At 44.0% G+C, this 12,267-nt stretch carries 14 protein-coding genes; all 14 read right to left on the reverse strand.

Going from position 1 to position 12,267, the window contains the following annotated elements:
• Positions 1 to 259: 259 nt before the first annotated feature.
• A complete protein-coding gene (locus M3180_RS21195; protein ID WP_251671215.1) occupies positions 260 to 1,087 on the reverse strand; it encodes a zf-HC2 domain-containing protein in 828 nt (275 codons plus the stop codon).
• Positions 1,080 to 1,586 carry an RNA polymerase sigma factor gene (locus tag M3180_RS21200; RefSeq protein ID WP_251671218.1) on the reverse strand — a complete coding sequence of 169 codons (507 nt, stop codon included), beginning with the start codon at positions 1,584 to 1,586 and terminating at the stop codon, positions 1,080 to 1,082. Before M3180_RS21200 ends, M3180_RS21195 begins: the two co-directional genes overlap by 8 nt.
• Positions 1,587 to 1,722: 136 nt before the next feature.
• The gene (lysS, locus tag M3180_RS21205) at positions 1,723 to 3,213 is read right to left on the reverse strand and encodes a lysine--tRNA ligase (RefSeq protein WP_432806966.1); all 1,491 of its coding nucleotides are present in this window, start codon (positions 3,211 to 3,213) and stop codon (positions 1,723 to 1,725) included.
• Between the two features lie 78 nt (positions 3,214 to 3,291).
• A complete protein-coding gene (gene greA, locus M3180_RS21210; RefSeq protein ID WP_251671341.1) occupies positions 3,292 to 3,768 on the reverse strand; it encodes a transcription elongation factor GreA in 477 nt (158 codons plus the stop codon).
• 272 nt (positions 3,769 to 4,040) lie between these two features.
• Positions 4,041 to 5,021, reverse strand: a complete 981-nt coding sequence (gene dusB / locus M3180_RS21215; protein WP_251671222.1) for a tRNA dihydrouridine synthase DusB — start codon at positions 5,019 to 5,021, stop codon at positions 4,041 to 4,043.
• A gap of 5 nt (positions 5,022 to 5,026) precedes the next feature.
• Positions 5,027 to 5,239 carry a helix-turn-helix domain-containing protein gene (locus M3180_RS21220; protein WP_251671224.1) on the reverse strand — a complete coding sequence of 71 codons (213 nt, stop codon included), beginning with the start codon at positions 5,237 to 5,239 and terminating at the stop codon, positions 5,027 to 5,029.
• Positions 5,209 to 5,733, reverse strand: a complete 525-nt coding sequence (gene folK / locus M3180_RS21225; protein WP_251671226.1) for a 2-amino-4-hydroxy-6-hydroxymethyldihydropteridine diphosphokinase — start codon at positions 5,731 to 5,733, stop codon at positions 5,209 to 5,211. Before folK ends, M3180_RS21220 begins: the two co-directional genes overlap by 31 nt.
• Positions 5,726 to 6,097 (reverse strand): dihydroneopterin aldolase, encoded by a 372-nt coding sequence (gene folB / locus M3180_RS21230; protein WP_251671228.1) that lies wholly within the window; start codon positions 6,095 to 6,097, stop codon positions 5,726 to 5,728. The genes folK and folB overlap by 8 nt, the downstream gene beginning before the upstream one ends.
• Positions 6,097 to 6,963, reverse strand: coding sequence for a dihydropteroate synthase (folP, locus tag M3180_RS21235; protein ID WP_251671230.1), 867 nt, complete (start codon positions 6,961 to 6,963; stop codon positions 6,097 to 6,099). The genes folB and folP overlap by 1 nt, the downstream gene beginning before the upstream one ends.
• Before the next feature lie 37 nt (positions 6,964 to 7,000).
• The gene (pabC, locus tag M3180_RS21240) at positions 7,001 to 7,897 is read right to left on the reverse strand and encodes an aminodeoxychorismate lyase (protein ID WP_349774503.1); all 897 of its coding nucleotides are present in this window, start codon (positions 7,895 to 7,897) and stop codon (positions 7,001 to 7,003) included.
• A gap of 17 nt (positions 7,898 to 7,914) precedes the next feature.
• Positions 7,915 to 8,493 carry an aminodeoxychorismate/anthranilate synthase component II gene (gene pabA, locus M3180_RS21245; RefSeq protein WP_251671232.1) on the reverse strand — a complete coding sequence of 193 codons (579 nt, stop codon included), beginning with the start codon at positions 8,491 to 8,493 and terminating at the stop codon, positions 7,915 to 7,917.
• Positions 8,494 to 8,512: 19 nt separating this feature from the next.
• On the reverse strand, positions 8,513 to 10,081 hold the full coding sequence (locus tag M3180_RS21250; RefSeq protein ID WP_251671234.1) for an anthranilate synthase component I family protein: 1,569 nt from the start codon (positions 10,079 to 10,081) through the stop codon (positions 8,513 to 8,515).
• A 170-nt stretch (positions 10,082 to 10,251) separates the two neighbouring features.
• Positions 10,252 to 11,190 carry a cysteine synthase A gene (cysK, locus tag M3180_RS21255; RefSeq protein ID WP_251671241.1) on the reverse strand — a complete coding sequence of 313 codons (939 nt, stop codon included), beginning with the start codon at positions 11,188 to 11,190 and terminating at the stop codon, positions 10,252 to 10,254.
• Positions 11,191 to 11,304: 114 nt separating this feature from the next.
• A complete protein-coding gene (locus M3180_RS21260) occupies positions 11,305 to 12,255 on the reverse strand; it encodes a peptidylprolyl isomerase (protein ID WP_251671243.1) in 951 nt (316 codons plus the stop codon).
• Positions 12,256 to 12,267: the final 12 nt, after the last annotated feature.

Genomic DNA, 12,267 nt, shown 5'->3' on the forward strand with positions numbered 1-12,267 from the left:
GGCAGTTCTTACTCGTTGTTCAGTTTTCAAGGAACAATGTCGTTCTCATCTCATCTTGCGAGTGTGACTCGAACGTTTTGTTTTTGTGTGTCTGTCGCGATCTCTCGCGGCGACAAGAAATAATATACCACGAATCGAACTTTAAATGCAAGCTTTTTTATAAAGTTTTTTACTTTTCCTTATAATCACCAACAATAGCGGTTAGCTACAGCATATCATATGCTACCTAACCGCTATTTTGGAATGCTCACTTTCTTGCCTACTCAAGTAACTCGTTAGGTAAGTGCTTCTCTATCTGCTCTTGATCGAACCAATACTTCTCTAACTCTTCACTTGCCTGCGGTACTTCCATCCCTTCCTTCCAAATTAACAGGTGATCATCCTTCGTACCGTAATATATAGCTTTCAGCTCTGTACGGTTTAGATCAATCATTGGATTGCTGGAATCTATATCATTGCTTTGATTCAAGCTAAACGTAAATTCATCATTCGAATTCGGCTCGCTCCTATACGTTTCATTAACAGTAATACGATGTAAAGGATTTAGTTCCATACGATGAATATAGTTATGAAGTCCATATGTAATCGTTGCCTTCCTCTTTACAATCGGTCGATATCCCTGGATATATGCATTACCCTGTTCATCATAGATTGGCTTAAGCATTTGAAGCTCATAGCCATCTGTTGCTCTTAGCCAATATGTGATAGAACCGTCTGATAGCTGATATACATGACTAACCTCAAAATTTTCTGCAGGCACCAATTTGATTTTCCATTCGGTTAATAGGAGGTATGCTGTAACAAAAAGCGCGCATGTTAAGGTAGCGACTATAATCCCTTTTATCCACGCAAACCGTTTTGTTTTCCTCCACACTTTTGCCAGAGATTGAATCGCTTGAACGTCCTGCTCTTCTGTTTCTTGTTGTAGGGGGAGCGACAGTTCGTTCTTCATCGTCTTAAGCTGTGCGGTACATGCTGCACAAGTAGTCAAATGCTCTATAATCAACTCTTTACTCTGATCACTGCATGCCTCGTCAATATATAGCGGCAACAAATCTTGTATTACACCACATGTGTCTTTACTCAAAGCTTCCTTCCTCCTCCATTCTTCGATGAATCATTTGCTTAGCTCGGTAAAAGGTTACTCTTGCCCAGCTTTCACTCTTGTTAAACAATTGACTAATTTCCGCAAAAGATAGCTCACCGAATATGCGAAGTGTAAACACCTCTTTATATGGCTCTTTAAGTCTATGTACTATTTTATGAATGCGAAGCGCTTCATCTTTTTGAGCTAATGCTTTAACTAGCGGCTGATCTTGACTCGTTAAGCTGTTATCCATGTCTATCTCACATTCGCTTATCCTCTTCCGCTTCGATTGGTGTGTGAAGAATATGTTTTTAGCAATTTGACATAGCCAGACCTTCATTTGACATTTACCTTGAAATGAGTCGATATGCTTTAAAGCTCTAAGAAAGGTCTCCTGCGTGATTTCCTCTGCCAAGCTCTCATCCCCGCATAGCGAGTAAATAAATCGATAGACATCTCTAAAATGCTTTTCATAAATGATCTTAAAGTTAATCAGCATCGTTCCTCCTTTCTCTACATACGACTAGTAAATGTGCATTTCGTTACAAAAAACAAAAAAACTCTGACACCGCAATACACGATGACAGAGTTTTTTAAGTTATTCTTGCGAAAAAAGCGTTGGTCTTAACTCATCCTTATCTCATATGAGGGAATAGCAGTACATCACGAATGGATGGTGCATCGGTAAGCAGCATAACTAGGCGATCGATACCGATTCCCAGTCCACCTGTTGGTGGCATACCGTACTCTAATGCACGCAGGAAGTCTTCATCCATTTCATGCGCTTCGTCATTCCCTTGCTCACGCTCTGTAAGCTGTGATTCAAAGCGCTCGCGTTGATCGATTGGATCGTTAAGCTCGGTAAATGCATTGGCATGCTCACGAGCAACAATAAACAACTCGAAGCGATCCGTAAAACGAGGGTCAGCTTCGCTTTTCTTAGCTAGTGGTGAAATGGCTACCGGATGACCCGTTACAAAGGTAGGCTGGATTAATGTGTGCTCGCAGAATTGCTCGAAGAACGCATTGACAATATGTCCGAATGTCATATGCGGCTCAACTGGAACTTTATGCTCTTTAGCTAGCGCATGTGCTTCTTCATCTGACATCTGTAGGCTAAAATCTACACCTGTCACTTCTTTAACAAGATCAACCATGCTTACGCGACGCCATTGCGGTGTTAGATCAACCTCTACACCTTGGTACATAATTTTCGTCGTGCCTAGCACCTCTTGTGCAATATGAGCAATCATATTTTCAGTCAACGCCATAATATCTTTATAATCAGCGTATGCTTCATATAGCTCAATCATTGTAAATTCAGGATTATGACGCGTAGACATCCCTTCATTACGATAAACGCGACCAATCTCATACACTTTCTCCAAACCGCCTACGATAAGACGTTTTAGATGAAGCTCAATCGCAATACGCATATATAGCTGCATGTCCAGTGCATTATGGTGTGTAATGAACGGACGTGCGGCAGCTCCGCCTGCAATAGAGTGCAGCGTAGGAGTTTCGACTTCTAAGTATCCAAGTGAATCCAAGTAATGACGCATAGACTGGATAATTTTGGAACGAGAGATGAAGGTTTGCTGTACTTCTGGATTTACAATAAGGTCAACATAGCGTTGACGATAGCGCAAATCAACATCCTTCAAGCCATGATGCTTGTCTGGCAGTGGCAGCAAAGACTTGGACAAGACCTCAAGCTCCAAAACTTTAACCGAAACCTCTCCAGTGTTTGTTTTGAACACCGTTCCCTTAACGCCTACAATATCACCGATATCTAACAGTTCAAACGCTGCAAATTTGTCAGCATCAACTGTATCTTTACGTACGTATATTTGGATACGGCCCGTTAAGTCCTGGATATGTGCAAAGCTCGCCTTACCCATCCCACGCTTTTGCATAATACGACCAGCAAGGCTTACGGATACATTCATTTCTTCTAGCTGAGGCTTGTCTACTTCTGCATATGCATCGAGCAATTCTTTCGCGTTATTCGAACGCTCAAACTTTTTACCGAACGGATCTACACCTAGCTCTCGAAGCGAGTCAAGCTTGTCTCGACGGATTTGCAACAATTCACTTAGTTCTTGCGTTTGGTTATCTTGTTCCAATCTACTCATCTCCTTGAATCTTGCGGTAAACGTTCAAAAAGCTTCCTTAAGGAAGCTTTCTCTTAAACACATTATACCTTATTTTTTGATATCTACAATTTTATATTGAATATTGCCAGCAGGAACGTTAACTTCTACAACCGTTCCTTTCTTTTGACCTAGAATTGCTTTGCCAAGTGGGCTCTCGTTAGAGATTTTATTCTCAAATGGATTAGATTCCGCAGTACCTACAATGGTGTAGTCCACATGGTCACCGAATTCTAAATCCTCTACCGTTACCGTACAGCCTACACTTACCATATCAACGTCGATTTCATCATTGTTAATGATTCTTGCATTGCGAAGCATTTTTTCCAATGTAATAATACGACCTTCGATAAATGCCTGTTCATTTTTTGCGTCCTCATACTCAGAGTTCTCACTGATGTCACCGTAGCCAATCGCAATTTTAATACGTTCAGCAACTTCACGACGCTTGACGGACTTCAAGTTTTCTAATTCTTCTTCATACTTTTTCAGTCCGTCCTGAGTTAGAATAGTTTCCTTATCATTCATCATCCAAGTCCCCTGTCATGTGACTTATTTTCATACCGTGTATGAATTCACTGATAATTAATATATTACAGATATGTTTGAACATGCCCGTTAAAGTGTTTACAATATATATTGCAAGATTATATTGCATTAGAAGAGGATATGTCAATTGGATATGAAAAATCAGTCAACATTTCTTGTATTATCCAAATAACATGTCCCATCGTCTACAAAATTACGCACTTAACACTTCAACGAAAGGCTATAAACCAGCCATAATTACCTCTTAAGCCTCATTGCCCCTTATTTAAGGATGCAACAAATTCCTTCAGTATTTCGACCAAGCGACCACGACTTGTTTCTTCCATGATTTGATCTTTTACGCGGGCGGCTCCTGGCAGTCCCTTAAGATACCAAGCCATATGCTTTCTCATTTCTCGAACAGCAACGGCTTCATTACGCAGTGCAATTAAACGATCCATATGAAGAATAGCCACTTCGATCTTCTCTTCAGGTGTCGGATCGCTCGGCAGCTGCCCCGAAGTTAAATACTCAATCGTACGATATAGCATCCATGGGTTGCCTAGTGCACCGCGGCCAATCATTACGCCATCAACACCCGTCTCATCAAGCATACGACGAGCATCCTCAGGCTCAAAGACATCTCCGTTACCGATAACGGGGATCGATACCGATTGCTTCACTTGCTTAATCATGCTCCAATCGGCTTTTCCCGTATATTGCTGCTCTCGTGTACGTCCATGAACACTTACTGCACTTCCCCCAGCACGCTCTACTGCTTGCGCATTCTCAACGGCATAGATATGCTCACTGTCCCAGCCAATTCTCATCTTAACTGTAACGGGCTTCTCTACCGCCTCAACTACTGCAGATACCATCTCATAAATTTTATTCGGATCCAGCAGCCAACGTGCACCTGCATCGCATTTTGTAACCTTTGGTACCGGACAGCCCATATTAATATCGATAATATCAGCATTCGTCTGTTTATCTACGACCTTCGCAGCTTCGACAAGCGATTCCCGGTCACCTCCAATGATTTGAAGGCTAAGCGGCTTTTCACGCTCATCGACATATAACATTTCCATCGTTCGCTTGTTGCCGTGAAGAATTGCTTTATCGCTCACCATTTCTGCGCAAACTAAGCCTGCACCAAATTCTTTAGCGATTAAGCGAAATGCTGGGTTGCACACGCCTGCCATCGGAGCAAGAACGACTTGATTGTTCATCTCGATGTTCCCGATTTTCAGCATGTGTCCTACTCCCCTTTGACCGTCACTAACTCTTCATAGCTAATTTCTAATTTATTGGCGATAAGCCTTAGCAGCTTAGGGTCATTTCTTCTTGTACCGCGCTCTAATGAGCCGAGTACAGCGACGGATACGCCTAATTCCTCAGCTAGCTCAATTTGCGTGTAGCCCTTCAATTTGCGAAATGCTCTTACACGTTGAGCCAATTGATCGTTTTCCATATTGTAATGCCTTCCTTTCTTGAGTGCAGCGCTTCCTTGGCGATCTGTTCAACCTGACTGTATAGAACGTGATTTTCAGTAAGCACATCGCGGAGTGGAACTAATACAAACGCCCGCTCCATCATTCTAGGATGTGGCAATATTAATTGCTCTGTCTCTAAGACCATATTATCGTACAGCAGAAGATCTAGATCAATAGTTCTTGGCCCCCATTGGACCTGTCGAACTCTTCCAAGCTCATTCTCAATCTTTAACTGTTGCTGCAGAAGCTCATGTGGAGAATAGGTTGTCTCTACCTCAATAACCATATTCAAAAATGCATCTTGCTCGGTATAGCCTACAGGATCCGTCTCGTAAATTGCCGATACTGCAGTAATAGTAAGCTCTTCCCGTTTGTTTAATGCATCTAAAGCTTGCAGCAGCCATTGCTCACGATCCCCCATATTGGAGCCGAGCGCGATATATGCAGTATTACGTGCTGTCGACTTAGACATAATCGTCTCTCTTTCTATTCATCTCGATGGTTACACCATCAAAGTACACTTCAAAAGGAGGGTGCGGCTTTGTTACTCTAACCGTCACTTCATTCACAATAGTATAATGCTCTAGAACGCGCGATGCAATATGATCGGTTAGTGCTTCTAGCAGCTTGAATGGGGTTCCTTCTACGATTTGTTTAACGAATGCGTGAACAGCTGAATAATCAAGTGCATACTCCAGTTCATCGGTTCGTGCAGCCTGCTTCATATCCATCAGCAGCTCAAGGTCAACAAAAAACTGCTGACCTAAACGATTTTCCTCTGGAAATACGCCATGATATCCAAAAAAACGCATTCCCTTTAACGTCATCTTGTCCATTACTTATGCTCCTTCTTGTTCGAGATGCGATACAATATCGCATCAGCGAGCATTGCAGCCTTTTTCATCGCTTGAACATCATGCACACGTACGATCTGACAGCCTTGCGCTATACCAATCACGTTCGAGGCAATGATTCCCTCCAACGTTTCTGATGCCTCTACTTGAAGCGTATCTCGAATAAATTTTTTGCGCGATGTTCCAAGCAATACAGGGTACCCAAGCGCATGAATTTGATCTAAATGCGCATGAACCTCCATATTCTCCTCATAGCCCTTCGCAAAGCCAATGCCTGGGTCAAGCCATATGTCCTCGTGCTTAACCCCTGCGGCAAGCGCAAGCTCGACACTATATTTCAAGTCAGAGACAACATCCGGCACAACCGCAGCATAGTCGGAGTTCTCACGATTATGATTCAATATAACTGGACATTGGTACTGAGCCGCTACATCCGCCATCTGTCCATCATACTTAAGACACCATATATCATTAATAATATGAGCGCCAGCGTCTAAGGCTTTCGCTGCCGTTTCTGATTTATACGTATCAATGGATAACGGGATATTGGGAAATTTTGCTGCGATAGCCTGTATGACCGGAATGACTCGCTCCAGCTCCTCATCAACAGATACAGGCGTAAAGCCAGGCCTTGTCGATTCTCCTCCGATATCAATAATATCGGCCCCATCCTCAATCAGCTTTTGTGCATGAGCAACAGCCAGGTCTAATGTGTTATGCTTGCCTCCATCTGAGAACGAGTCCGGAGTCACATTCAATATTCCCATAATTAACGTGCGGTTGCCGAGCTCAAGCGAAACATCATTGTTAAGCGTATAGCTTCTTTTCCAAAACGTAGGTGCACTCACGCTCTATTCACCTCATCTGTATTATGTATTGTAGCTTTTAGCTTTCTATCTGCTTATCAATAGACGCTCGATAGGCTGCTGTCAGCTGCCTGCAGATCGGTCCTGCTTCCCCGCCCGACAGCTGCTGCTTCTCACCTGCTGTCGTAATCAATGTCGTCACAGGAACAAGCTCCTGTATGGAGTTCGTCATCCATGCCTCACTGCTGTTCCATAGTGCTTCAAAGTCATAGTGACCTTCTCTAACCTCGTACGATAAGTGCCTGGCCAGCTCGATGACGTATTGACGCGTAATGCCAGGTAGAATCCCTGTATCGATATGAGGGGTATAGATGACCCCATCCTGCACGAAAAACAGATTACTTACGATTCCCTCTGCCAGTATTCCCTTTTCACTGAGCATCAGTCCTTCAGCACCAGCAGCTGTTCGCGTTCCAAGGGATAGCAGCTCTCTTTTGGCTAGTATATTGTTCATGTAGTGGAGCGATTTAAACCGATAACGCCCCTCCGGTGTGTTTCTTCTTGTCTGAAGCAGCTGCAATGCCTTTCCAGTATTCCAGACTTCTTCAGACATCGCTCCCAGCGGCTTTACCATGATAACGACTGTTGCTTGATCATAATCCTCTGAAGGCAGCCCCAGCTCTCCCATACCTCCACTTACCGTTAAACGCACATAGCCATCCTCTAGCTTATTGAGCTGCAGCAGCTCGCCTACGGCCTGCTGAACATCTGCTGCGTTCATACGAAGCTGAATGCCTAGCTGATCACAGCTTTCTAGAAGCCGTTTCATATGTCGCTCCAATAAAAAACAGTGACCGCCGTAAGTTCGAAATGTCTCGAACAGTCCTAATCCGTACAAAAAGCCATGGTCATAGACGGAGACCATAGCTTCCTCTGCATTCATCATTTGTCCATTGAGATAAACTATACTCATCATACTCACCGTATCTGCTCTTATGCTTTCACAGCGCGCTGCTTAAGGAAGTTCTCGAGCATACGCAGTCCGTGCTCTGTAATAATTGACTCTGGATGAAATTGTAGGCCTTCGATTGGATATTGTTTATGACGCAAGCCCATAATTTCTCCTTCTTCCGTCTCAGCAGTAATCTCCAAGCAATCAGGCAGTGATTCGCGTCTGACAATTAACGAATGATAGCGTGTCGCTGTAAATGGAGATGGCAGCCCCTCGAACAAAGATTTACCGTCATGATGAATCTGTGAGGTTTTACCGTGCATTAGCTGCTCAGCACGCACAACTTCGCCACCAAACGCTTGCCCGATCGATTGATGTCCAAGACATATACCGATCATCGGAATTACACCTTTGAAGTGATCGATAACCTGCAGGCTAATCCCCGCCTCGTTCGGTGAACATGGTCCAGGTGAAATCATAATATGGTCTGGCGCAAGTGCTTCTATTCCGGGGATATCTATCTCATCGTTACGCTTAACGATAATGTCTTCACCTAGCTGTCCGAGATATTGCACTAGATTATAAGTAAAAGAATCGTAATTATCAATGACAAGGATCATTGGGATCTTCCTTCCTTTGTTATGATTGGTAGGTCTCGCTATATTGAATGGCTTTCCACAGCGCCTTCGCTTTGCTTAATGATTCATAATATTCACGCTCAGGATCTGAATCAATGACGATGCCTGCGCCAGCCTGTACATGAACTTGATCCTGTTCAATCATCATCGTACGAATAATAATGTTAAATTCCATATCGCCGTTATAGTCAATCCACCCCATGGAGCCGGTGTATGGACCGCGGCGTACAGGCTCGAGCTCTTCAATAATCTCCATCGTGCGAATTTTCGGAGCTCCTGTTATCGTACCTCCTGGGAATACCGCAGCGATGACATCGAATAAATCTTTGCCCTCTGCAAGCTGCCCCTCGACCTGCGACACAAGATGCATGACATGGGAATATCGCTCAATAACCATTAACTCTTCCACCTTGACGCTTCCATAGGCGGACACTCTGCCAAGGTCATTACGCTCCAAGTCGACGAGCATAATATGCTCAGCCTTCTCCTTTTCATTGCTAAGCAGCTCTTCAATAAAGCGCGCATCCTCCTCATCGGTCTTACCGCGTCTGCGCGTACCCGCAATGGGCCTCGTTACAAGCTTACCCGCTACCTGCTCCACAAGCAGCTCTGGTGAAGCCGATACGATCTGAAAGCTTGGCGTTGCAATATAACCCATATACGGTGAAGGATTAAAGCAGCGTAGCCATTCGTACAGCTCCTCAGGCTTTCCTGTCAGCTGCTTGCTTTGACGCTGGGAAAGATTAACCTGAAACACATCACCAGCAGCGATATAATCTCTGATCCGTTCAACTGCTGCAATAAAATGCTCTTTTTCGAACGGCGATGACAGATCCTGCACTTCTTCTACATTAATATGAAGGCTTTGCTGCTTGATATGAGCAAGCTTGCGCATACGCTCCTGCTCTGCGGCAGAGCGCTGCTGCTCACTTTCAAACCATGTTAGCCAGTAATCTGCCATGCTGTCTGCATGACCTGCAGCTCGTTCATAGCAGCTGCGCAGCTCCTGCTCGCTCCACTTCGGGTCAATATGGCGATGAACAATACAATATACCGCGTGCTCTTCATGATCGAGCACCCACACCTCATCCATTCTCATGAACAAATAATCAGGTATCGACATATCTCGCAATGCTTGCTGTGGCAAACGCTCTATGCTTCGTACGACATCGTAGCCCCAAAACCCAACGCAGCCTCCACTAAATTTGGGAGCTCCCGCTACTCTTGGGCTAACATAAGGCTTCATCCACTCACGCACAACCTCTAACGGCTTACCCTTTACGACTGACCAAGGGCTTGCCTGGTCGCCTTCCTCCTCGAAATCTAGCACTTGAGCTACTTCTCCAGTCCCGTGGATGATGCTTTGAGGTGACAAGCCAACGTATGTATAACGTCCGACCTTGCCGCTCTCAAGTACAAATGCGTAGGGAGAAGCGTCCTGCCAAACTTCCGTCCATGCTGGCACATAGCCATAATCGAACCAATCGAGCTCTAATCTTTTCATATATGGAAGGCTCGTGTAGCTTCCATCTCTGTGCCACTCCTGCCATGATTGCCAAGACGTTAACATCTATACTAGCTCCTGTCGTTTGTTTTACTTTCGCCTAGTATACAAAAATGACTCGTAAAAATAAAGGTTTATCGCTAGTTAGCTTATTATAGCAGGTCTCTCCTCAACAAAAAAAGTAGAGGAGTACCACAATGTCATGGTATACCTCTACTCGATCGAACATATCTCTATTAGTTGTCGAAGTTGAAAAGTGGCGTACTTAGGTAACGTTCACCATTACTTGGAACGATCGCTACAACACGCTTACCAGCACCAAGCTCTTTCGCAACTTGAAGAGCAGCGCTAATCGCAGCACCAGAGGAAATACCGCATAGAATACCTTCTTCTTTCGCAGCACGACGAGCGTATTCAAATGCTTCCTCGTTTTCAACTGTAATGACTTGATCATAAATTTCACGATTCAAAATATCTGGAATAAAGTTAGCTCCGATACCTTGAATTTTATGTGGTCCTGGGTTACCGCCAGATAGAATAGGAGAGCCTGAAGGTTCTACTGCTACCACTTTAATATTAGGGAATGCATTTTTCAACACTTCGCCAGCACCTGAAATCGTACCGCCGGTTCCAATCCCTGCAACGAAAGCGTCTAGCTTACCATCTAGTGAGTTGATCGCTTCAACGATTTCTGGACCAGTTGTTTCACGGTGGATTTTAACGTTGGCTTGGTTTTTGAATTGTTGCGGCATAAAGTAGCCTGGGTTTTCTGCAACAAGCTCTTCTGCCTTACGTACTGCGCCGTTCATACCTTCGGAGCCTGGAGTCAGAACAAGATTAGCACCATAAGCACGAAGCAGATTGCGACGCTCGATGCTCATCGTTTCCGGCATAACAAGAATTGCATTATAGCCCTTAGCTGCAGCTACTAGTGCAAGACCGATTCCCGTGTTACCACTCGTTGGTTCAACGATTGTATCTCCTGGTTTAATTAGACCTTGTTGCTCTGCAACTTCAATCATGCTAATCGCAATACGGTCTTTTACGCTTGCACCAGGGTTTTGATATTCAAGCTTTACGTATATTTCTGCACTACCTTCAGGAACTAAACGATTAAGACGTACCAGTGGTGTATCACCAATAAGTTCAGTAACGCTTTGTACAATTCTTGCCATGAGAATAAATCCTCCTTATTCCGACTAATTTAGTTGGCTTTGATACTAATATCTTAACAATGCGTGCGTATGTTTGTCAATATCATTGTGCGATTAAATGGAATAAATGTGTAATTATTTTCGGATCACCGTAACGTATTGATTCAGCAGCTGCTGCTTAGCTTCGGATAATGATCCGATCTGCTGCAATGCTAACTGCGTTCTCGCCCATTCTCTTATAGCATCTTCTGACTTTTCATTTTCTATTTGTCTTCCAAGCAGTTGAATAATGGCATATCCTTCACTTATTTCAATTGGTCCGACAATATCACCAACGTTTAGCTGCATCGCTTCTTGCAGCATCCGCTCGTCATAAAAAGGATCATCGCTTTCGATTTCTCCGAGACTGCCACCTTGCTCAGCACTATAGGGGTCTATCGAAAAGCTCTTCGCCAGATCTGAAAAGAGATTGCCTTTGTGAAGCAGCTGCATGACCTTATCAGCGTCTTCATAGGTTGGACTTAAAATCCAGCTTAGGTCAAGACGCTGCTTCGGCTTTAGCTCTTCCATATGCTCAGCAATAAAATCATTAACTTCTTGCTCGCTTATGTTAGCGGAGGCCGTTATGATCTTCATAAGCAGTGCATGATCGGCAATGTCTGCGACCACCCTTTGCTGGGAGAGCCCCAGTTGACTGCGCATTAGCTCAAAATACGATTCTTCATTCTCATAGCCGCTTGCTGCTTCTTTAATAGCCTGTGAAAGCTCATCAGCAGAAAGCGTAATACCTTTCTCTTCAGCCGCAAGCTCAATGGCATGATGGATAAGCATCTGCTCAAGCTCTCGATCACCATAGAGCTCAAGCAGTTCGTTAATTAATTGTTGCTTAGTAATTTGATGATCTGCAATAACTGCGATAACTTCTTCATCCTCGGCATCGCTGCTACCCGTCATCTGCTGTGCTTCGCTGTTATCCTTCCCTGTCGTTAGGTAGGGAACGTAATGCAATATGAATAGAACGGTTAGCGCGATCATTCCAATCGCTTGAGCGATGACGACCACCTTTAACACATTGTATTTCTTCATTAAGGTCAAATC

The organism is Paenibacillus camelliae, from assembly GCF_023715345.1.
GTDB lineage: Bacteria > Bacillota > Bacilli > Paenibacillales > Paenibacillaceae > Pristimantibacillus > Pristimantibacillus camelliae.